18 protein-coding genes are annotated in these 21,016 nt (G+C 72.5%); 8 read left to right on the plus strand and 10 right to left on the minus strand.

Annotated features, from left to right (window positions below; all coding sequences use genetic code 11):
• Window positions 1-59: 59 nt before the first annotated feature.
• Complete coding sequence (locus OG738_RS35135; protein WP_329047458.1) at window positions 60-1,775, minus strand: glycosyl hydrolase family 18 protein; 1,716 nt, start codon at window positions 1,773-1,775, stop codon at window positions 60-62.
• Window positions 1,776-2,061: 286 nt separating this feature from the next.
• On the opposite strand from OG738_RS35135, the gene OG738_RS35140 reads away from it, so the two are divergent.
• The 4 genes from OG738_RS35140 (at window position 2,062) to OG738_RS35155 (ending at window position 6,434) form a co-directional block, all read left to right on the plus strand.
• A complete protein-coding gene (locus OG738_RS35140) occupies window positions 2,062-4,644 on the plus strand; it encodes an FtsX-like permease family protein (protein WP_329047459.1) in 2,583 nt (860 codons plus the stop codon).
• Window positions 4,637-5,329 carry an ABC transporter ATP-binding protein gene (locus OG738_RS35145; protein WP_329047460.1) on the plus strand — a complete coding sequence of 231 codons (693 nt, stop codon included), beginning with the start codon at window positions 4,637-4,639 and terminating at the stop codon, window positions 5,327-5,329. Before OG738_RS35140 ends, OG738_RS35145 begins: the two co-directional genes overlap by 8 nt.
• Window positions 5,326-5,994 carry an ABC transporter ATP-binding protein gene (locus OG738_RS35150; RefSeq protein ID WP_329047461.1) on the plus strand — a complete coding sequence of 223 codons (669 nt, stop codon included), beginning with the start codon at window positions 5,326-5,328 and terminating at the stop codon, window positions 5,992-5,994. Before OG738_RS35145 ends, OG738_RS35150 begins: the two co-directional genes overlap by 4 nt.
• A gap of 86 nt (window positions 5,995-6,080) precedes the next feature.
• Window positions 6,081-6,434 (plus strand): VOC family protein, encoded by a 354-nt coding sequence (locus tag OG738_RS35155; RefSeq protein WP_329047462.1) that lies wholly within the window; start codon window positions 6,081-6,083, stop codon window positions 6,432-6,434.
• Here the strand turns inward: OG738_RS35155 and OG738_RS35160 are convergent.
• Complete coding sequence (locus tag OG738_RS35160) at window positions 6,431-7,270, minus strand: oxidoreductase (RefSeq protein WP_329047463.1); 840 nt, start codon at window positions 7,268-7,270, stop codon at window positions 6,431-6,433. The genes OG738_RS35155 and OG738_RS35160 overlap by 4 nt on opposite strands.
• Window positions 7,271-7,368: 98 nt before the next feature.
• On the opposite strand from OG738_RS35160, the gene OG738_RS35165 reads away from it, so the two are divergent.
• From OG738_RS35165 to OG738_RS35175, 3 genes are all read left to right on the plus strand, one after another.
• On the plus strand, window positions 7,369-8,271 hold the full coding sequence (locus OG738_RS35165; protein WP_329047464.1) for a LysR family transcriptional regulator: 903 nt from the start codon (window positions 7,369-7,371) through the stop codon (window positions 8,269-8,271).
• 181 nt (window positions 8,272-8,452) lie between these two features.
• A complete protein-coding gene (locus OG738_RS35170; protein WP_329047465.1) occupies window positions 8,453-9,637 on the plus strand; it encodes a cytochrome P450 in 1,185 nt (394 codons plus the stop codon).
• A gap of 47 nt (window positions 9,638-9,684) precedes the next feature.
• Complete coding sequence (locus OG738_RS35175) at window positions 9,685-10,764, plus strand: GDSL-type esterase/lipase family protein (RefSeq protein WP_329047466.1); 1,080 nt, start codon at window positions 9,685-9,687, stop codon at window positions 10,762-10,764.
• 93 nt (window positions 10,765-10,857) lie between these two features.
• Here the strand turns inward: OG738_RS35175 and OG738_RS35180 are convergent, their stop codons facing one another.
• The 4 genes from OG738_RS35180 to OG738_RS35195 are packed head-to-tail and all read right to left on the minus strand — an operon-like array spanning window position 10,858 to window position 13,009.
• A complete protein-coding gene (locus OG738_RS35180; protein WP_329047467.1) occupies window positions 10,858-11,157 on the minus strand; it encodes a hypothetical protein in 300 nt (99 codons plus the stop codon).
• Complete coding sequence (locus tag OG738_RS35185; RefSeq protein ID WP_206788328.1) at window positions 11,144-11,368, minus strand: hypothetical protein; 225 nt, start codon at window positions 11,366-11,368, stop codon at window positions 11,144-11,146. The genes OG738_RS35180 and OG738_RS35185 overlap by 14 nt, the downstream gene beginning before the upstream one ends.
• Window positions 11,369-11,414: 46 nt before the next feature.
• Window positions 11,415-11,870, minus strand: a complete 456-nt coding sequence (locus OG738_RS35190; RefSeq protein WP_329047469.1) for an Lrp/AsnC family transcriptional regulator — start codon at window positions 11,868-11,870, stop codon at window positions 11,415-11,417.
• Entirely contained in the window at window positions 11,867-13,009 is a 1,143-nt protein-coding gene (locus tag OG738_RS35195; protein ID WP_329047470.1) for a M24 family metallopeptidase, read from the minus strand. The genes OG738_RS35190 and OG738_RS35195 overlap by 4 nt, the downstream gene beginning before the upstream one ends.
• 558 nt (window positions 13,010-13,567) lie before the next feature.
• On the opposite strand from OG738_RS35195, the gene OG738_RS35200 reads away from it, so the two are divergent.
• Window positions 13,568-14,515, plus strand: coding sequence for a 5'-3' exonuclease (locus OG738_RS35200; protein ID WP_329047471.1), 948 nt, complete (start codon window positions 13,568-13,570; stop codon window positions 14,513-14,515).
• On the opposite strand, the gene OG738_RS35205 is transcribed toward OG738_RS35200, so the two are convergent.
• From OG738_RS35205 to OG738_RS35220, 4 genes are all read right to left on the minus strand, one after another.
• Window positions 14,512-15,729: a GNAT family N-acetyltransferase gene (locus OG738_RS35205; RefSeq protein ID WP_329047472.1), complete on the minus strand. Its 1,218-nt coding sequence runs from the start codon at window positions 15,727-15,729 to the stop codon at window positions 14,512-14,514. The genes OG738_RS35200 and OG738_RS35205 overlap by 4 nt on opposite strands.
• A gap of 55 nt (window positions 15,730-15,784) precedes the next feature.
• Complete coding sequence (locus OG738_RS35210; protein WP_329047473.1) at window positions 15,785-16,987, minus strand: GNAT family N-acetyltransferase; 1,203 nt, start codon at window positions 16,985-16,987, stop codon at window positions 15,785-15,787.
• A 70-nt stretch (window positions 16,988-17,057) separates the two neighbouring features.
• Complete coding sequence (locus OG738_RS35215) at window positions 17,058-17,855, minus strand: DUF4333 domain-containing protein (protein WP_329047474.1); 798 nt, start codon at window positions 17,853-17,855, stop codon at window positions 17,058-17,060.
• A 207-nt stretch (window positions 17,856-18,062) separates the two neighbouring features.
• A complete protein-coding gene (locus OG738_RS35220) occupies window positions 18,063-20,840 on the minus strand; it encodes a DEAD/DEAH box helicase (RefSeq protein ID WP_329047475.1) in 2,778 nt (925 codons plus the stop codon).
• Between the last annotated feature and the right edge of the window lie 176 nt (window positions 20,841-21,016).

The following is a 21,016-nucleotide window of genomic DNA, read 5'->3' on the forward strand; positions in this document are numbered from 1 at the left end:
GGCCCGGCCAACCTCCGCGTTGCGCAACCGGGCCGCCGCCGAACGGATCAGCCGCGGGTTCAGCCGAGGGTGAAGTCGTCGGCGTAGACGGCACTTTGGCCGTACCAGCCGTGGACGTACACCGTCACCGCGCCGGACGCGCCGGTCGTGAACGGCACCGCCAGCTGCGTCCAGCCGCTGCTGGAGGTCCACGTGCTGGCGGTCGCGCCGCCCCGGACCCCGACGTAGGCGTAGCTGCCCTGCACCCACGCCTTGAGCGTGTAGGCGTGGTTCGGGGCGAGGGTGACGTTCTGCGCCGCCTCACCGGTGGCCGAGGAGGTGGGGACCACCTGCAGCGCGTGGGTTCCGGAGTGGGCCGGGGTGGCGACGATCGCGTCGCCCGGGGCGCTCCAGGGGCTCAGTGCGCCGGTCTCGAAGCCGCCGTTGGCGACGCTGCCCGTGGGCGGGGTGCCGTTGACGGTGAGGGTGAAGGTGGCGCTGTGGCTGCCGGAGGTCCCGGTTCCGGTCACGGTCAGCGGGTAGCTGCCCGGGACGGCCGCGGTCGTGGTGCTCACCGACAGCGTGGTGCTGCCGCCGGCGGTCACCGAGCCGGGGCTGACCGACGCCGTGACGCCGGCGGGCGCGCCGGTGACCGAGAGCGTCACCTGCTGGGCGGAGCCGGACGTGACGGCGGTGCTGACGGTCGCCGTGGCCGACGCGCCCGGGTTCACCGCGGCCGAGGCCGGGTTCGCGGTGAGCGAGAAGTCGTTGCCGGGCACGGTGGTGCCGCCGGTGAAGGGTTCGAAGGCGTGGCTGAAGAACCACGCGTCCTGGGCGATGCCGGAGCAGCTGTCCGAGGCGCCGCTGCCCGGGCAGCTGCCGTTGTCGCGCTGCAGCGCCCAGAACGACAGCTCGTTGATGCCCTTGGAGGCCGCCCAGTTGGAGACGGTGGCGGCGTCGGCGGTGGTGAACGTCTCGGCCGGGCCGAAGTCGTCGACGCCGATCATCTCGGTGATCCCGACCATCGCCCACAGTTGCGCCTGCGGCTTGCCCGGGTACAGCGCGGCGAGCTGGCCGACCAGGCCGGTGGCGGAGGTCTGGGTGTCGGTGGCCATCTCGTGCGCGGCGTTGTCGTAGTAGTCGAAGGTCATCATGTTGAGCACGTCGACGCGGGTGCCGTTGGACACGGCGTTGCGCAGCACGGCCAGGCCGCTGTCGGCCAGCCCCTGGGTCGTGGTGGGCAGGGTGTAGGAGATCTGCAGGGGGCGCCCGGAGGACGCGGCCCAGTCCTGGACCTTCTTGATGGCCTTGTTGCGGCGGTCGATGCCGGCGGAGTTGGTGAGCGAGTTGTCCTCGATGTCCAGGTCGAGGCGCGGGACGTCGTAGGTGGTGATCACCGACTCGTAGGCGGCGGCGATGGAGTCGACGGTGGTGCAGCTGTCGGCGATCTCGGTGCCGGTGTTGTCGGCCGTGTAGCCGCCGAAGGACGGGATGACGTCGCCGCCGCGCGAACGGATGGTGCCGATGTCGGAGCCGAAGACGCCGGTGGAGATCGGCATCCCGCTGTCGCCGTTCCAGTAGACGGTGCAGGAGCCCTTGGTGGCGGCCTGGATGAAGGCCATGGTGAGGTGCTTGGCGCCCGACTGCTGGGCCAGCGCGGCGGGGCTGTCGCCGGTCCAGGCTTCGAAGTACGGCGCGAAGACGTGCGCGGGCAGCGGCGTGGCGGCTTGGGCGGTCCCCGCGGCGGCGACCAGCGAACCGGCCGAAATCCCCAGCAGGGCCAGTAAGACGGACATTCGGGAGAAAGGTCTGCGTCGACGCATCTGCGCTCCAAAGCCGGTGCGAAGCCGTGCCGCGGCGTAACACGGCGGGAACGTCTTCAGGATTGGATCAGACCAATCCGGGAGTCAAGGTCTAGACCACTAAACCGGCCGGATGGCGGCAGGCGTTGCTCATTCCCGATTCGGCGGCCAATGACGGCGAGTGAGCAACGATCGGAGAGAAAACCGTGCCAACTCCTGCGATCTGCCGGTAGCGTGCGCATCCATGCGGGTGAAATGGGGGACGATTGGACAACACAGAGTGACCAAGCCGTGGCGGGCCGCGCCGAAGGCCGCCCTCTCCAGCCCGCTCACCCTGATCGTGGCGGCGGTGACCTCGCTGCTCGCCTGCTTCCTCGGCACCGCGGCGATCCTGCAGGCCTCCGCGGCCGGCGGCGCCACGATCGCCTACCAGAGCGGGATCACCTGCCCCGACAGCTACGGCCCGGTGTTCGGCAAGGGCAACATCCCCGTCCAGGACATCCCCGCGGTCACCGGCGCGGTCCAGCGGCACGCCCCCGCGCACGGCTTCGGCGCGCCGGTCGTCGGCGCCTACACGAACGTGCTCCCCGGAACCCGGTTCAACGGCGACCCGCACTACAAGATCCGCCTCGGCTACCGCGGCCAGGCCGGCCTGGACAACCTGACGCTCCAACAGGGCACCCGCGCGCCCGGGCTGTGGCTGGGCAACGTCGTCGCCGACGCCGAGCACATCGGCGTCGGCACCAAGCCCAGCATCCAGGGCATCGCGCTGCCGCCGGTCACCGGCATCTACCGCGACCTGCTCGACCCGCCGCCGCGGTGGTGGTGCTCCCAGCAGTCCGGCGCCGTCGTCGACCGGCTCGCCAACGACCCCATCGACTCGATCGTGTTCGCCACCGACCGCACGACCTTCGACAACACGGTCAAGGCGATCGGCCTGCCGACGATGCAGTACTTCCACATCTCGTTCTACGAACCGGCACCGACCACCCTCAGTGCCGCCGAGGACCTGCTGCAGCGCTCCCGCGACCTCGTCGCCGACGTCCGCGCCGACCTCACCGCCCAAGGCCTCGGGACCCTGGTCGCCGCCGACGTCCCGACGTTCGAACGCTCGGTGCAGATCGGCCGCCAGGCCCAGGACAACGTGTTCGTCTCGATCCTGCCGCTCGCGCTGATCAGCGTCCTGGTCGGCTGCGCCGGCCTCGGCACCGTCGCCCTGCAGTGGTACCAGCGCCGGCACGCGCAGCTGCGGCTGCTCTCGGCCCGCGGCAGCGGCCCGGGCGCCCTCGGCGGCCTCGCCGTCGCCGAACTGGGCCTGCCGATCCTGCTCGGCGGCGCCCTCGGCGCGGCCGCGGCCCGGCTGCTGCTCGGCGTCTACGGCCCGGCCGGCGCACCCGACCCGGACGCGGAGCTGCAGGCCGGACTCGTCGCGGCGGGCGTGCTGGTGGTGTCGCTCGCGCTGCTGGCCCTGGTCGTCGCCGTGCGGGCACACCGGGAGTTCGAACTGGGCCGCGTGCGCCGCACGGGCAACCGGATGCGGCTGCTGGGCTACTTCCCGTGGGAGCTCGCGACAGCGGGCATGGCGTGGCTCGGCTGGACCCGCCTGGCCCACTACAGCACCGGCTCCCGCCTCGGAAATCCATTACCGCAGGTCGATCCGCTGGCCCTGACCTACCCGGTGTTCGTCGTGCTCACCGTCGGGCTGCTGACCGCGCGGCTGGCGTGGCTGGCCCTGCACGCCTCCCACCGGGCCCGGCTCTGGTCGCGCCCGGCGCTGCAGCTGGCCATCCGGCGGCTGGCCGGCGCCCGCGCCCCGGTCACCGGCGTGCTGGTCATCGGCACCCTCGCCATCGGCACGCTGGCCACCGGCATCGGCATCGCCAACGGCCAGGAGACCGCGCTCGACACGAAGTCGGCGATCTTCGTCGGCGGCAACGCCCGCCTCGACACCGACAGCCCGATCGGCATGGGCACCGTCGCCATGCCCGCCGCGCTCGCGCGGAACAGCACCGTCGTCGGCGAGCTGACCGGCACCGGCAGCGTCGTGCTGGTCGTCGACCCCGCCACGTTCACCCGGGGCGCCGCCGTCGGCGACGTCCCGGCCGACGACCTCACCGGCCTGCTCCGGCGGATCTCCCAGCCCGACCCGCGCGGCACGCCGGTCATCCGCATCGGCCACACCGCGAAGCAGAGCGCGCAGCTGCCGGCCGGCCTGCGCGACGCCGTCACCGTCGCCGACCTGCCGGTGTTCCCGATGATCGGCACCTCCCCCGGCTACGTCGTCTCCCGCACCGCCCTCGACCACGGCCAGCTCGACCGGATCCCCCAGTGGAGCGTCCTGACCGGCGCGCCGATGGCCGACGCGACCGCCGCGTTGCGCGCCGCGGGCGTGTTCATCCCGAACCGGACCAGCCGCGAAACCGCGTTGGACAGCCTGCCGTTCTTCGTCGTGTCCTGGACGTTCTCCTTCGTCGCACTGCTCGGCGCGGTCCTCGGCGTCGTGGCGATCCTCGCGCTGCTCGTCGCCGTCGAGGTCCGGCGACGCCAGAACGCCCTCGCCGGCGCGCTGGTGCTGCGGATGGGAATGCGGCCACGCACGCTGCTCGCCAGTCACCTGATGGAACTCGGCGCGCTCAGCGGCCTGGCGATCGTCGTCGGCGTGGTGTGCGGGATCTCCGTCGCCGGGCTCTCGGTGCCCCGGTTCGACCCGGCGACGTTCCTCGCGCCACGCTCCGAACTGCCCGACCCCCTGCCGTTCGTGCTGACCGTGCTGGTCGTCGGCGTGCTCGTGGTCGCCCTCGCCGGCTGGATCGCGATGCGCTCGGTGCGCACCGCCCGGACCGCGGAGCTGATCCGTGCCTGACAAACCGATCTTCTCCCTGCGCGGCATCGGCGTCGACTACCCGACCCCGGCCGGCGTCGTCACCGGCGTCGACGACGTCAGCTTCGACGTGCCCGCGCGCGGCATGACCGTGTTCGCCGGGCCGTCCGGTTCCGGGAAGTCGACCCTCCTGCGCGTCCTGGGCCTGTTCGAACAGCCCGCCCGCGGCACACTCACCTTCCAGGGCGCCGACGTCCGCAAGCTCAAGCACCGCGAACGCCGCGCCCTGCGCCGCCACCACCTCGGACTGGTCTTCCAGAACCCCTCCGACAACCTCCTCGGCTACCTCACGGTCGCCGAAAACCTGCGCGCCGCCGCCGAAGCCGCCGGAACCGACTGCCGCCCCGACGACATCCTCGGACAGCTCGGCCTGCACGGCACCGGCGACTGGAAGATCTCCGCGCTCTCCGGCGGCCAGCAGCAACGCCTCGCGTTCGGGTGCGTGCTGGCCGCCCGCTCCACGGTCATCCTCGCCGACGAACCGACGTCCCAGCTCGACGAAGCTTCGGCCGACCTCGTGCTCGACACGCTGCACTACCTGGTGGACCAGGACTTCGCGGTCCTGGTCGCCTCCCACGACGAACGCCTCATCGACCTCGGCTCGCGCGTGGCCCGCCTGCACAAGGGCGCGCTCGAAGGCGTCGAAGAACGGGAGCCACAGCCGTGACGATCGTGGAAGCCGTGGGCCTGCGCCGCAGCTTCGCCCACCCCAGCGGCGACATCGAAGTGCTGCGCGGACTCGAACTACGCGTCGGCGCCGGCGAGCTCGTCACCGTCTCGGGCCGCTCCGGCTCCGGGAAAAGCGCCCTGCTGGCCCTGCTGTGCGGGTTCGACTCCCCCGACTCCGGCTGCGTACTGCTCGACGGCGTCCCGATCACCGGCGCCCCGCCGTGGCACACCTGCGCCGTGCTACCGCAGGCACTCGGCCTGGCCAACGAACTGACCATCGCGGAAAACGTCGCCCTGCCGCTGCGCCTGCGCTCCGACGTCCCCCGCCCCGCGCCCGCCGCGATCCACGCCCGCGTCACCGAACTGCTGGACGAACTGGGCATCGGCGAACTCGGCGACCGCTACCCCCTCGAAGTCTCCTTCGGCCAGCAACAACGCGTCGCCCTCGCCCGCGCGGTCGCCGGACGGCCCCGGATCCTGCTCACCGACGAACCCACCGCGCACCTGGACGCGGGCAGCACACCCCGCGTCCTGCGGCTGCTGCGCCGATGCGCGGAAGAAGGCGCCGCGGTCATCGTCGCCACCCACGACGACGAAGTCCACCGCATCGCCGACCGCCGCGTCCGCCTCCTCGACGGCGTGCTCACCGCCCTGCTCGACTAACCGATCAGGAATCGAGAAGCCCTGGTCACCGGAGCGCGAATAGCGTCATCGTCGTACCGCACACCACGACGCCAGGAGCACCGAAGATGAGCACCCAGGGGATCAAGACCGTCCTGCACCCCGTCACCGACCTGCCCGCCGCCAAGGCCGTCTACACCGCGCTGCTCGGCATCGAACCCCTGGCCGACGCGCCCTACTACGTCGGCTACGACGCCGGCGGCCAGCACATCGGCCTGGTGCCCAACGGCGCCCAGCAGGGCATGACCACGCCCGTCACCTACTGGGAGGTCGCCGACATCGCGGCGAAGCTCGCCGAGGTCACCGCGGCGGGCGCGAAGGTCAAGGACGAACCGAAGGACGTCGGCAACGGACGCCTGGTCGCGACCTTCACCGACGCCGACGGCAACGTCCTCGGCCTGCTGCAGGACCCGCAGTCCTAATCCAGCGCGGTCGCCCGGCTGACCTCCTCCCAGGCGGCCAGGTCCGCCGCGAGCGCCTCGTGCTGGGCGCGGATCGCCGCCACGGCGTCCGCGCCCAGCGCCAGGTGCAGCGGCGCGTCGGCACTGCCCACCGCCCGGACGATCGCCGCAGCCGCCTTCGCCGGGTCGCCGGGCTGGGTGCCGTCCATGTTCTCGACCGCCTCCCGCGTACCCGCCGTCGACACCGCATAGGCGTCGATCGTGCGGGAGCGGTGCATCCGGCCGCCGCCGAACTCGGTGCGGAACGCGCCCGGCTCCACGATCAGCACCTTCACCCCGAACGGCTGCACCTCTTCGGCCAGCGCCTCGGACAGGCCTTCCAGCGCGTACTTCGCCGCGCTGTAGGCGCCGAAGCCGGGCATCGACAACTGCCCGCCCATCGAGCTGATCTGCACGACCGTCCCGCTGCCCTGCGCACGCAGGTGCGGCAGCACCGCCTTCGTCACCGCCACCGCGCCGAAGAACATCACCTCCATCAACGCACGCAGCTCCTCCAGCGTCAGCTCCTCGACCGCGCCGACCGAACCGTTGCCCGCGTTGTTCACCACGACGTCGATCCGCCCGAACTCCTCGAGCGCGGTCTTCACCGCCGCATCGACCTGACCGGCATCAGTCACGTCCAGCGCCGCGGTCCGGACCCGGTCACCGCCACGGTCCCGCAACCCGGCCAGGGTCTCCGGCCGCCGCGCGGTGGCCAGCACCCGGTCACCCGCCGCCAGCGCCGCCAGCGCGATCTCCCGGCCGAACCCGGCCGAGCACCCGGTGATCAGCCAGACCCGGCCGTCGGTGTTCGTCATCTTCGCGTTCCTCCCAGTGGATTTCCTCCCTCCATCCTGAAGACGATCACGACGCCACCGCCAACACCGATCTCCTGCCACGGCTACAGTCCAAGCCTGTGACCCCCGAGCTGCGGCACCTTCGCTACTTCGTCGCCGTCGCCGACGAAACCAGCTTCACGCGCGCCGCCGCCGGACTGCACATCGCCCAGCAGTCCCTCTCCCAGCAGATCACCGTCCTCGAACGCGCCCTCGGCACCCGCCTGTTCGACCGCGACGCACGCGGCGCCCGCCTCACCGCCGTCGGCAAGCTCTTCCTCCCCGAGGCACGCGCGGTCCTGACCCGCGCCGACGAAGCCGTCGCGACACTCGGCCGGGCCCTCCGCGGCGAGATCGGCAGCGTCCGGCTCGCATTCCTCACCACCACGGCGAACTACCTGCTGCCCCCGGTCGTCCGCGCCGTCCGCGAGCGCTACCCCGACCTCGACGTGACGACGGCCGAAGCGTCGATCGCCGAACTCGTCGACGGCCTGCGCGAAGGCCGGTTCGACCTCGCGTTCACCCGCCCGCCACTCGTCCCCGGCCTGGCGTCGCGGACGTTGCTGACCGAGGAGGTCTGCGCCGTCCTCCCCGCCGACCACCCGCTCGCCACCCGTACCTCCCTGAAGCTCGCCGACCTGGCCGGCGAACCCTGGGTGCTCACCCCGCGCGGCAGCTGGGCACCCTGGCACCGCCGCTACGACGCCGACTTCGCCGCCGCCGGCTTCAGCCCCCGCGTCGTCCAGCGGGCCGCCACCGTGCAAGGCCTCCTCGGACTCGTCGCCGCCGGCGTCGGCGTGACCCGTCTGACCCGCTCCTCGCACAGCCTGCGGCGCAGCGGCGTGGCGTTCGTGCCACTCGAAGACGACGTCGCCCGCACCGAGCTGGTGTGGGTACCCGGCCACGACAACCCGGCCGTCCCGGTGATCGCCGACGTCGCCGCCGAACTCGCGGCGACCACCGACCTGACCGAAGCCGGATAGCGCGCCCGGAATCACCGGGGTTGCCGCATTCACACCCAAAGTTGATCGACAAGCCCCTTTCGTCGTCGATCGTGATCACCTTTTCTCGTTGACGGCCAACCGGCAACGTCCATAACCTGTGCAAAGCCAACGAGCGATTTCTTCCTTACCGGGAAACGGGTTTCAGCTGAGGAGCCGCGGAATGCATTCGCCCGAAGTCCGCCCACCGTCCCTGGAAGACGGCGGAGCCGCGCTGTTCGCGTGGGTCGACGAAATGCGCGAGAACCACCCGGTCATCGCGGACGACGACGACACCTGGCACGTATTCCGCCACGCCGACGTCCGCCGCATCTTCACCGACCACCGGACATTCTCCTCCGACCCCGGACTGCTCCTCCCGGACACCGCCGAAGCCGTCCGCGGCAATATGGCCGCCGTCGACCCGCCGGTCCACCACCGCCTGCGGAAACTGGTCAGCAAAGCCTTCACCCCCAAAGTCGTCGCCGATCTCGAACCCCGGATCGTGACCGCCACCGACACCCTCATCACCGAAATGGCCGAGCGCGACGACCCCGACCTCATCCGCGACCTCGCCTACGCACTCCCCGTCGTGGTCATCGGCGACCTCATCGGCATCCCACCCGAAGACCGCACCCTCTACCGCGGCTGGGCCGACGCCCTCCTCGCAGGCGGCGCCCCCCAGGAAGACGGCACGTCCCTCACCGAGGTCATGGAGACCTACCTCGCCGCCCTCCTCGCCCAGCGCCGCCGCGACCCCGGAGACGACCTCTTCAGCGCACTCGCCCACGCCGAAGTCGACGGCGAACGCCTCGCCGACCACGAAGTCCTCAACTTCGCATCCCTCCTGCTCGCCGCCGGCCACATCACCACCACCATGATGCTCGGCAACACCGTGCTCTCCCTGCACGAATTCCCCGACGCCGCCGCCGCGGTCCGCCGCGACCACAGCCTCCTGCCCAGCCTCCTCGAAGAAGTCACCCGCCACCGCCCGCCGATCATGCGGCTCCTGCGCATCAGCACCACCGACGTCGACCTCGGCGGCGTCACCATCCCCGCCAAGTCGATGGTCACCCCCTGGGTCCTCGGCGCCAACCGCGACCCCCGCCACCACACCCGCCCCACCGAATTCGACCCACGCCCCCGAAAGGAAGCCAACCTCGCCTTCGGCGGCGGCGTCCACTTCTGCCTCGGCGCGCCCCTGGCCCGGCTCGAAGGCCGAGTCGTGTTCGAGCGGCTCCTCGACCGCTTCGCCGACATCCGCGTCCGCGACGGCGTCCAGATCGGCTACCCCTCACCGATGATCTTCGGCGTCCGCGAGCTCCCGGTCGAGCTCGTCCCCCACCACCCCGTCGCCCGCTCGGCGTGACCGGTGACGCACACCGGACCGATCACCGATCCGTAGACTCGGCGACGATGCGTCGTCTTCGGTGGTACTGGGGAGCCTTGGTCCTCGCGTGCGTGGCCCTGCTGGCCGGCCTCTTCGTCTTCTTCGGCTCCGAAAGCAAGAACGGGCAACCGCAGCCGCGGCAGGGCCCACCGGGCACCGGCCCGCTCACCGTCGTCGCGATGGGCGACAGCACCGTCTCCGGCGAAGGCGCCGGCCAGTACACCGCCACCACCAACGGCCAGGGCGGCAACTGGTGCCACCGCTCCCCCAACGCCTTCGTCGACAAGATCGCCACACCCGGCATCACCGCCCACGTCAACCTCGCTTGCTCCGGCGCACCCGCCGAACAGGTCGCGCTCGGCGACGTCAAGCAGTGGACCGAGCCCTCGCAGGCCCAGCAGCTGGCCACCCTCGTCAAGGACCACCGGGTGGCCGCCGTCGTGATCGCGGTCGGCGCCAACGACGAACCGAAGTTCTCCAACCAGGTCACCGACTGCTTCAAGGCGTGGTTCGACCCCGGCGGCCCGCCGTGCAGCGAGGCACTGAAGCGGACCTGGCAGTCCAAAGTGGACGCGATGGTGCCGAAGGTGGCGACCGCCGTCTCCGACGTCAAGAAGGTGCTGGCCGCCGCCGGGTACGTCCCGGCGGACTACCAGCTGATCCTGCAGTCCTACGCCGCCCCGATCGGCCCGGACCTGCCGGAGGACCTGCGCAGCCTCAACGGCTGCCCGTTCCGCGTCGAAGACCTGCGGTGGATCTCCCAGACCGGGATCGGCGTGCTGTCGTCCGGCCTGAAGGCGGCTGCCCAGCAGACCGGCGCCCGGTTCCTCGACCTGGCGAAGGCGGGCGTCAAGCACGAGGCGTGCAGCGGCGGCGCGAACCCGGCGACGGAGTGGTTCACGCGCCTGACGCTCCAGCTCGCCGACCTCGGCCAGACGGACCGGGCGGGTCACGCGCTGCAGGAATCGTTCCACCCCAACGCGGCCGGCCACGCGGCGATCGCGAACTGCCTCACGGAGTTCATCGCCGCCCGCGACGGCAACGCCTCCTGCCTGGCCGGCGCCGACGGCAAGCTCCACGCGGCCCCGGAGGTCGTCGCCCGCTGATCTCCCGCCGTCCTGGGCGGTTTTGGAGGTGACGTATGCGCTTACTTGCCGCGTGATTTCTCATCGCGACCGGCCGTATAGGGCGTTATACAGTTAGAGGTCGAGGGCTGCTCGCAGGGCGATGTCGATGCGTTCCTGGACGTCGAGGTCGATCTCGGCGATGCGCTCGTCGAACCATGGCCGGTAGAGCCGGGTCAGGTTGAGCGTCGAGACCCAGTACCGGGCGTCGACCGCCACGCCGAGGATGTCCTGGGGGTCGCGGTCGAGCAGTTCGGTGCCGAGCAGCCAGGGGCGCTCGGATTCGTTCACCCCGTCCGAGGACAGCAGCACCACGGTGCGCTGTCGGGCCGGTTCGGTCGGGGGGTGGTACGTCCAGACTTCACCCCTGCGCACGCAGATCCTTTTCCGCCGCGCTGCGCTCGGCCTCGTCGGACTCCGCGACGGCCGGTTCCGGCTTCTGCGGGGTGTACCCGGTGCGAACCGCCTCGCGCCTGGCTGCCTTCGACAGCCAGGACGAGACCGAAATGCCGTGGGCTTTCGCTGCGCGTTCGGCGAATTCCAGGGCGCCGCTGTCGAGCGAAAGAGTCACCTTACGTGTTGCCATACCTTTTACCGTACCAGTGCCCCGGCCGCCGGGCGGGGCACTGGGGTCAGAACGTCGGAGAACGTCCCTCGAACGGCGTAGAGAGCACCACCGTGGTCCTCGTCGACACCTTCGCGGCCTCGCGGATCCGCCGCAGCAGGTCCTCCAGCCCCAGCGGCGACTGGACGCGCACCAGCAGGATGTACGACTCGTCGCCGGCGACCGAGTAGCACGACTCGATCTCCTTGATGTGCTGGATCCGCTGCGGGTAGTCGTCGGGCGCCGCCGGGTCGTTCGGCGTGAGCGAGATCAGCGCCGTCAGGGGCAGGCCGATCTGCGCGCCGTCGAGCCGCGCGGTGTAGCCGAGGATGACCCCGCGCTGCTCGAGGCGGCGCACCCGCTGGTGCACCGCCGACACCGACAGCCCGACGCGCTCGGCGAGGTCGGTGAAGCTGCGCCGCCCGTCGGCCGCGAGCTCCTGGACGATCGCCTGGTCCAGGGGCTCCAGGCCACCAGGCGTCATGCGTCCAGCACGACGAGCTCGTGCGGCTGGTTGTTGACGGACTCGACGCCGTTCTCGGTGACGATGACGATGTCCTCGATCCGGGCACCCCACCGGCCCGGCTGGTAGATGCCCGGCTCGACGCTGAAGGCCATGCCCGGCTCCAGCGGCAGCGCGTTGCCGGCGATGATGTACGGCTCCTCGTGCACGTCCAGCCCGATGCCGTGGCCGGTGCGGTGGATGAAGTACTCACCGAACCCGGCCTCGGCGATGACGTCGCGCGCGGCCGCGTCGACCGCCTCGGCCGTGACGCCCGGCTTGACCGCGGCCACGGCTGCGGCCTGGGCGCGCTGCAGCACCGCGTACGTCTCGGCCACGTCGGCGTCGCGCGGCTCCCCCACCGCGTACGTGCGGGTGGAGTCGGAGTTGTAGCCGGCCGGCAGCGGGCCGCCGATGTCGACGACCACGACGTCCCCCTGCTCGATGACGCGGTCGGAGACGTCGTGGTGCGGGCTCGCGCCGTTCGGGCCGGACCCGACGATGACGAAGTCCGCCCGGACGTGCCCCTCCTCGACGATGGCCGCGGCGATGTCGGCGCCGACCTCGGCCTCGGTGCGGCCGGGCCGCAGCCACTCGTGGACCCGGGCGTGCACCCGGTCGATGGCCGCGCCGGCGTCCCGCAGCGACGCGATCTCCGCGGCGTCCTTGCGCATCCGCAGCTCCCGCACGACCGGACCGGCCAGCGTCTGCTCGGCCGTGCCGAGCGCGGTCCGCAGGGCCAGCACGTGCAGGGCCGGGGTGAAGTCGCTGACCGCGACGCGGCCGGGCTTGCCGAGCCGGTCCGCGACCAGCTTGTACGGGTCGTCGCCGTCCACCCAGGTGAGCAGCTCGACACCGAGTTCGTCGGTGGGAACGTCGGCGTAGCCGGGCGCCTCCAGCTTCGGCACGACGAGCGCGGGCGTGCCGTCGGCCGGGACGACGAGGGTGGTGAGGCGCTCGAACGAGCCACCGGCCTGCCCGATCAGGTAGCGCAGGTCGGAGCCGGGCGCGATCAGCAGGGCGTCGGTGTCCGCGGCGGCCGCGGCGGAGCGGGCGCGGTCCAGCCGGGCGCGCAGGGCGGCGGCGTCGGGGGCGGGCGTGTGGAGGGATCGGCGCGACATGGAGCCGAGCCTAGTAGGGCGGCCCGGGTGCGCCGCCCGCCCGGGCCCGCGACATGCCGGGCCGGGTGACGCGGCTCCCCCGGCGGCGCCCGGGGCTGGACCACGGCGCTGCCGGCGGCCGCTCCTCGCGCGGTCCGCGACGAGACCACGGCGTGCCATACCGGCCGCGGCTCTCCCGGCGAACCGCGGCCGGACTGCCCAGCCGCCGAGGTCGCTCCCCATGACTCGCGCTCGGCGAGCGAAGCGACGGGATCGCCCCCGCGGGCTCGCGACTCGCGCCCACCCCGGCAAACCGCTGGGGCCGCTCCCCGGACCCACACCTCGCGCCTCGCCGAGTCACTGTCCGTGCTCGCGCTCGGCCGGCGAACGCCAGGATCGATCCCCAAGGCCTATGACTCGCTCCTGACTGGCGGAGCGCCGGGCCCTCTCCTCGCGCCAGGCCGTCGAGGTGCGGGCAGCTCCCCACTGGCGAGCGCCGCGGCCGACGGCACCCCGCCGTCGCCTGCCGCTGGTGCGTCGCGCGGCCCTCGCGGCCGCCGGGCGTGGCAGGCTGGGCGGGTGACCGGACCCCTTGCCCTGCTCGACTCCGCGAGCCTGTACTTCCGTTCCTTCTTCGCCCTGCCCGACTCGATGCGCGCCGCCGACGGGACGCAGGTCAACGCCGTGCGCGGGTTCGCCGACACGATCGCGCGGATCCTCACCGACCGGCACCCCTCGCGCCTGGTGTGCTGCCTCGACGCCGACTGGCGGCCGAAGTTCCGCACCGACCTGCTGCCCAGCTACAAGGCGCACCGGGTGGCCGAGGAGACCGGCGGCAGCGACCCCGACGTCGAAGAGGTGCCCGACACGCTCACCCCGCAGGTCCCGATCATCCTGGACCTGCTGGAGGCGTTCGGGTTCGCCACCGCGGAAGCGGCGGGCTACGAGGCGGACGACGTCATCGGCGCGCTGGCCACCCGCGAGAAGGAGATCCCCGTCGAGGTCATCACCGGCGACCGGGACCTGTTCCAGCTGGTGCGCGGCGAGCCCTCCCCCGCGTCGGTGATCTACGTCGGCAAGGGCTGGGCCAAGGCCGAGGTGCTCGGGCCGGCCGAGATCGCCGAGCGCTACGGCCTCCCCCGCGAGACCGCCGGACCGGCGTACGCGGACATGTCGATGATGCGCGGCGACCCCTCCGACGGGCTGCCCGGCGTCGCCGGGATCGGCGAAAAGACCGCGGCCAAGCTGATCACGCAGTTCGGCTCGCTCGACGCGCTGCTGGCGGCGTCGGCCGCGAGCGATCCCCGCGTGCCGCTCAAGACCCGGCTGCGCCTGGCCGACGCCGCCGGCTACCTCGCCGTCGCGCCGACCGTGGTCCGGGTGGCCGTCGACGCGCCGGTCGAGCAGTCCCGCCCGGACACCGTCCCCACGGCGCCCGCCGACCCGGACCGCGTGGCCGAGCTGGCCGAACGCTGGAACCTCGGCAACTCGGTCGAACGGCTGCTCAAGGCGCTGCCCGGCGCCTAGAAGAGCGTGCCGCACCACGGTGCGGCGATCGTGGTGAACAGCTCGTCCGCCCGGCCGAGCGCGGCCGGGTCGTGCGCGGCGATCCGCCCGGCTTCGGCCAGCGCGGTCGCGCTCCACTGCCCGAGGTAGAGCATGCCGAGGGTGTCGACGTCGAGGGCCAGGTCCGCGGCGGCGTCCGTGCGGCGGGCGCCGCCGGGGCCGACTTCGTAGTGCCCGGTGTTGGCGGGCAGCATCCGGTCGGCCACCGCGAGCACCACCGGCTCGGCCGGCCGGTAGGTGCGGGCGGCCAGCGCGGCGGCGACGTCGACCGGCCGCAGCCACAGGTCGTCCTCGACGGCGGTGGTGCGGGCGTGCCGGTGGTCGGTCAGCATCGCGGCCAGTGGCTCGTCGACCGGGCGGTAGCGCGCGCGGACCACCGAGACGAGGTCGACCGACAGCAGGAACCGCCACAGCGCGGCCCGCGCGACCGCGTCGGCGGCGTGCAGGTCACGCACCTTCAGCACGGCGCCCTCGTCCGGCGATTCGGGGGTCCGGTGGTCGATCGTGTCGTACACGACGAACCCGTCGTCCCCGTCGGGTCCACTGTGGACGGCCACGACGTGGCTGCCGTCCGGGCCGGCCTGGCGGTCGTGCGCGACCGGCCACCACAGCTCCGGGCGGCCGATCATGCCCGCCCGGTACGGCCCGATCCGCCGGTACAGCCCGGGAATCTCCTGCACGGCCTCCTGCGGCGTGAGCATCCGGACGTCCCCGCCGGCCGGCACGCGCTCGTGGAGCCGGGCCGCGGGCCGGGACAGCCACACGGTCTTGCCCAGTGCCGCCGAGCCGTAGCCGAACCGGCCGTAGATGGTGGGTTCGCTGGCGTGCAGGGCGGCCAGCGTGATCCCGCGCGCGGCGAAGTCCGCCAGCTGCGCCGCCATCATCGCGGTGAGCACCCCGCGCCGGGTGCGGTCGGCGCGGACCCCGACGCCGTCGACCGCCCCGAGCGGCAGGACGGCGCCGCCGGGCACCGCGATCTCGGTGTCGAAGGAGCTGGTGATCCCGATCGGGACGCCGCCGTCGAACGCGCCGAACTTGTGCGCCGCCGGCCAGGAAACGCCGTACCGGGCCCAGAAGTCGTCGCTGACCCGGTTGCTGTGCAGCGCACGGCCCAGCAGGTCGAACGTGGCGCGGCGCTCGTCGTCGGTCACGGGGCGGACGTCGAAGTCGGTCATGGCGCCGATCCTGCCGCCCGGCCCCGGCCGCGGCATCCCGTTTTCTCTCCGCGGCTCAGTAGTGGGTGCCGCTCCACGCCGCCACCCGCGTCCCGAAGAGCACGTCGGCGGCCACCACAGCGGCCGGGTCACGGACCTCGATCCGGCCCGCACCGGCCAGCGCGGAGGGCCGCCACGTCCCGAGGTAGGCCATCGCGAGGGTGGTGACGTCGAGCCGCAGCGCCGCGGGCTCGCCGGTGCGCTCGGCGCCGTCCGGCGTGATCCGGTACGCGCCGCCGTTGGCGGGCAGCAGCGGATCGGCCACCTCGACGACGACCGGCTCGGCGTGGCCGTATTCGCGTGCCGCCAATGCTTTCGGGACGTCGACGAGCCGGACCCAGTGCTCGTCGCCGATCCGGTCGACGGTGCTGCGGCGGTGGTCGTCGAGGAGCAGTTCGATCGGCTCGTCGAGCGGCCGGGCCTCCGCCACGATCCGGTCGACCAGGTCGACGCCCAGCAGGAACCGCCACAGCCCGGCGAACGCGGCCGACGTTCCGGCGAACATGTCCACCAGCTGCAGGTTCTTCGTCCACGGGTGCGCCTGCAGGCCGTCGACGAAGTAGGTCGCGAACCCGTCCGGCCCGTCGGGACCGTGGTGCACGATCGCCCGGACCGGCTGGGTGGCGCGGCGGGCGTGGTTTTCGTAGAGCCGCCACAGCACCTCGGGCCGGGACATCATCCCGGGCCGCCGCACCAGCCGCTCGTAGACGCCGGGACAAACCTTCAGGGCCTCGTCCAGCTCGAGCAGCTGGATCTCCCCGGTCGCCGGTGCGCCCGGGTGCAACCGCGCCCGATGCCGGTCGACGCTGTAGGAGCGGTACCGCGTCGCGAGGCCGTAGCCGAACCGGCCGTAGATCGGCGCTTCGGAGGCGAGCAGGTTCGCGAACACGACGTCGCGCGCGGCGAAGTCCGTCAGCTGGGCCGTCATCAGCGCGCGCAGGACGCCCCGGCGCGTCCGGTCGGCGCGGACCCCGACCCCGGTGACCCCGGCCATCTGCAGCCGCGCGCCGCCGGGAACGGTCAGCTCCGCGTCGAACGAGCGCGCCGTGCCGATCAGGTCCGGGTCGAACGCCCCGATCGTGCCGCCCGGCTGGTACGCCCGGGCCGCGCGCTCCCAGTCGGCGTCGTCGCTCGGCGGCACGTGCAGGCTCGCGCGGAAGAGGTCACTCGCCCCGCGCAGCTCGTCGTCACGCAGGATCCGGATCCCGAAATCGCTCATCCCCGGATCATCTCCGGAAACGACGAGGTCCGGCCACCGCAATTCGCGGCGACCGGACCTCGGGCACGAGCTACTTCGTGGCGGGCGGGGAGACCTCGTAGTTCCCGCCGTCACCCTTCACGGTGATCGGGATCTGCACCGGCTTGCCCGCGATGGTCGCGGTGCAGTCGAACTTCGCGCCGTCCTGGACCTTCTGCTCGGCCGGACAGGTCACGCCGGTGACGCCGTCGATCTTGTACGTCTCGGTCAGCAGCTTCTGCACGTCGGTCTGCATCTGCGTGTTGTTGAAGACCTGCGTCTTGAAGAACCCGGGCGCCACGAAACCGAGGACGCCGACCACGGCGACGACCACGACCAGCACCACGATGCCGATCAGCAGGCCCTTCTTCGACTTCGCCGGCTTCTCGCCCTCGGGCGCGCCCTGGCCGGGGAACTGCTGCTGGCCCTGCTGGCCGTAGTCGTACTGGCCCTGCGGCGGCTGCTGGCCGTACTGCGGCTGCTGCTGGGGCCCGCTCTGCGGGTACGCCCCGCCTGGCTGCTGCCCGTAGCCCGGCTGGGCCTGCGGACCGCTCTGCGGGTAGCCACCACCGGGCTGCTGCTGGCCGTAGGGCGGCGGCTGCTGGCCCCACTGCGGCTGCTGCGGCGGCGTGTACCCCCCGGGCTGCTGCCCCCACTGCTGCGGCTGCTGGGGCTGCTGCGGCTGGCCCCACTGCTGGTGCTGGTTCGGCTGTTGCTGGTTCGGGTCGTACGAAGGCGGCTGCTGCCCCCACCCGGGCTGCTCCTGCGGGCCGCTCGGCGGGTACGCGCCGCCCGGCTGCTGCCCGTACTGGGGCTGCTGTGGGTCGTTGCCGCCATACGGCGTGCTCATCGTCTGCCTCCGCCTGCTTCGCTCATCTCGCTGTCCACCCCGAAACCGCCGTAAAGCCGCGTACGCACGGTCTTGCAGGCGATCCAACCACAGGTCGGAGCCGAGCACACGTGTCCACGCGCTCCGTCGCCCCACCGGCGAGCAGGCCTACTGTGCTGTTCGTTACTGATCCGACCTCTGCTTCGGGCCGGATCAGCAACACGGAGTTCACGCGGCGCCCGCCGCGACGACACCCCGCCGCAGCGCCTTCACCGCCTGGGCCGCCGCCGCCCCCACCGGATCGCCCTTGCCGAGCACGTCGCGGATCTGGTCGAGCAGGTCGATCACCTGACGCGACCAGCGCACGAAGTCCCCCGCCGACAGCTCCTGCCCGTTGGCCTCCGCCGCCGTGAGCACCTTCTCCAGCGACTCGCCGCGCGCCCAGCGGTAGACCGGCCACGCGAACCCCGCGTCGGGCTCCCGGGTGCGGTCGAGCCGGTGCCGCCGCTCGTCCTCGGTGAGGTCCACCCACAGCTTCACCGTCTCCTGCCACGCCTCGGGCACCGCCCCACCCGGCAGCCGCGGCTCGCCCGCGGTGTCACGACGAGCTTCGAAGACCAGCGTCGACACGACCGCGGCCAGCTCGGCCGGCCCCAGCCCGCGCCACACGTCGTGCCGGATGCACTCCGCGGCCAGCAGGTCCGACTCGCTGTAGAGCCGGGTCAGGCGCCGGCCGTGCTCGGTGACGCGGTCCTCGCCGTCGCCCGCGGACTCGGGCCCCAGATAGCCGCGCTCGCCGAGCAGCGCCAGGATCCGGTCGAACGCCCGCGCCAGCGAGTGCGTGGTCGCCGCGACCTTCCGCTCCAGCTGCTGGGTCTCCGTCGACAGCCGTTCGTACCGCTCGACCCAGCGCAGGTTCGCCTCGCGCTCGGCCAGCCCGTGGCACGGGTGCGCCCGCAGGGCCCGCCGCAGCGCCGCCAGCTCACCGTCCTCGTTCGCCCCCGACTGCCGCTTCTGCCTGCCCGGCAAGGAAATCCCGGCACTGCGCAGCGTCGACGCGATGTCCCGGCGCGTCTTCGGCGACCGCAGCTCGATGTGCTTGGGCAGCTTGATCCGCCCCAGCGCCTCGACCGGCGCCGGGAAGTCCGCCACCGACAACGGCCCCGACCACCGGTCCTCGGTCACCACGACCGGCCGCGGTTCGCGGATCGGGTCCAGCCCCGGGTCGACGACCACGGCCAGCCCCGCCCGCCGGCCCGCCGGCACCGCGATGACGTCCCCCTTGCGCAGCTTCTCCAGCGACTCCGCCGTCCCCGCGCGGCGCACCGCGGTGTTCTGCCGCGACAACGCCTTCTCCCGCGCCGAGATCTTCGCGCGCAGCTCCACGTACTCGAGCATCTCGTCGAAGTCCCCGGTCACCGCGGACGCGTAGCCCTTCAGGGCCTCCTCGTTCCGCTCGATCCGCCGGGCCGTCCCGACCACCGACCGGTCGGCCTGGAACTGCGCGAACGACTGTTCCAGCAGCTCACGGGCCTCCGCCGCGCCGACCTGGGCGACCAGGTTGACCGCCATGTTGTAGCCGGGCCGGAACGACGACCGCAGCGGATAGGTCCGCGTCGAGGCCAGCCCGGCGACCTGCTTCGGGTCGACCCCCGGCTGCCACGCGACGACGGCGTGCCCCTCGACGTCGATCCCCCGCCGCCCTGCCCGGCCGGTGAGCTGCGTGTACTCCCCCGGCGTCAGGTCGACGTGCGCCTCGCCGTTGTACTTGACCAGCCGTTCCAGCACGACCGTGCGCGCCGGCATGTTGATCCCCAGCGCGAGCGTCTCGGTCGCGAACACGACCTTCACCAGGCCGCGGACGAACAGCTCCTCGACGGTCTCCTTGAACGCCGGCAGCAACCCGGCGTGGTGCCCGGCGATCCCGCGCTCGAGGGCCTCCCGCCACTCCCAGTAGCCGAGCACGCCCAGGTCACCCTCGGGCAGGTCCGCCGTGCGCTCCTCGATGACCTGGCGGATCTCCTCGACCTCGTCCGGCCCGTTGAGCCGCAGCCCCGACCGCACGCACTGGGCCACCGCGGCGTCACACCCCGCCCGGGAGAAGATGAACACGATCGCCGGCAGCAGGCCGGCCCGGTCCAGCTGCTCCACGACGTCCACCCGCGACGGCGGCCGGAACCGCGGCATCCGCGACGGCGCACCCCGGCGCCCGCGCGGCCCGCGGAACCCGGCGGGCGCGTACTGGCGGCCGATCTCCTCGGTCCGGCGCAGCAGGGTCGGGTTGATCCGCAGCTCGGCCCCGGGCGCGTGGACGTCCTCGCCGGCGAACAGGTCCAGCAGCCGGTTCCCGACGAGCATGTGCTGCCACAGCGGCACCGGCCGGTGCTCGTCGACGACGACGGTCGTGTCGCCCCGGACCTCGACCAGCCACTCGCCGAACTCCTCGGCGTTGCTGACGGTGGCCGACAGCCCGACCACGCGGACGTGCTCGGGCAGGTGCAGGATCACCTCTTCCCAGACCGCCCCGCGGAACCGGTCGGCGAGGTAGTGGACCTCGTCCATGACCACGTAGCCGAGGTCGGTGATGGTGGACGAACCGGCGTAGAGCATGTTGCGCAGCACCTCGGTGGTCATCACGACGACCTGCGCGTTGCCGTTGATCGAGGTGTCCCCGGTGAGCAGGCCGACGGCGTCCTGGCCGTACCGCGCGACGAGGTCGCCGTACTTCTGGTTCGACAGCGCCTTGATCGGCGTCGTGTAGAAGCACTTGCGCCCCTCGGCCAGCGCGAGGTGCACGGCGAACTCGCCGACGACGGTCTTCCCCGCCCCGGTCGGCGCGCAGACGAGCATGCCGTGACCGCCCTCGAGGGCCTCGCACCCGCGGATCTGGAACTCGTCGAACTCGAAGGAGGCTTCCGCGGCGAAGCGGGTGAGCTGGGGGTACTTTCCCCGGCGCTTGGCGGCCGCATAGGCCTCGGCCGGGGAGGGAGCAGGGCTACTGGCCACGTGGTCAGGGTTTCACATCCCCCCGACAGTTCGCACGCGGCGTGACCGGTGGTCGTCCGAGCGGGTTTGTTCCGGGCTCGAAGCCGGACGACAGCTGTGAACTTGAAGTCAGCCGTGACGTATAGGTCGTTATACACCCGACGAAGGTTCTTGGCAGGGGGATCTTGTGGAACCGG

Source organism: Amycolatopsis sp. NBC_01488 (genome assembly GCF_036227105.1).
GTDB lineage: Bacteria > Actinomycetota > Actinomycetes > Mycobacteriales > Pseudonocardiaceae > Amycolatopsis.

Coding starts and splice junctions, on each gene's coding strand:
- OG738_RS35155 (WP_329047462.1), top strand. CDS start 6,081: ATGAGCACCCAGGGGATCAAGACCGTCCTGCACCCCGTCACCGACCTG.
- OG738_RS35170 (WP_329047465.1), top strand. CDS start 8,453: ATGCATTCGCCCGAAGTCCGCCCACCGTCCCTGGAAGACGGCGGAGCC.
- OG738_RS35215 (WP_329047474.1), bottom strand. CDS start 17,855: ATGAGCACGCCGTATGGCGGCAACGACCCACAGCAGCCCCAGTACGGG.
- OG738_RS35175 (WP_329047466.1), top strand. CDS start 9,685: ATGCGTCGTCTTCGGTGGTACTGGGGAGCCTTGGTCCTCGCGTGCGTG.
- OG738_RS35210 (WP_329047473.1), bottom strand. CDS start 16,987: ATGAGCGATTTCGGGATCCGGATCCTGCGTGACGACGAGCTGCGCGGG.
- OG738_RS35195 (WP_329047470.1), bottom strand. CDS start 13,009: ATGTCGCGCCGATCCCTCCACACGCCCGCCCCCGACGCCGCCGCCCTG.
- OG738_RS35205 (WP_329047472.1), bottom strand. CDS start 15,729: ATGACCGACTTCGACGTCCGCCCCGTGACCGACGACGAGCGCCGCGCC.
- OG738_RS35185 (WP_206788328.1), bottom strand. CDS start 11,368: ATGGCAACACGTAAGGTGACTCTTTCGCTCGACAGCGGCGCCCTGGAA.
- OG738_RS35135 (WP_329047458.1), bottom strand. CDS start 1,775: ATGTCCGTCTTACTGGCCCTGCTGGGGATTTCGGCCGGTTCGCTGGTC.
- OG738_RS35160 (WP_329047463.1), bottom strand. CDS start 7,270: ATGACGAACACCGACGGCCGGGTCTGGCTGATCACCGGGTGCTCGGCC.
- OG738_RS35190 (WP_329047469.1), bottom strand. CDS start 11,870: ATGACGCCTGGTGGCCTGGAGCCCCTGGACCAGGCGATCGTCCAGGAG.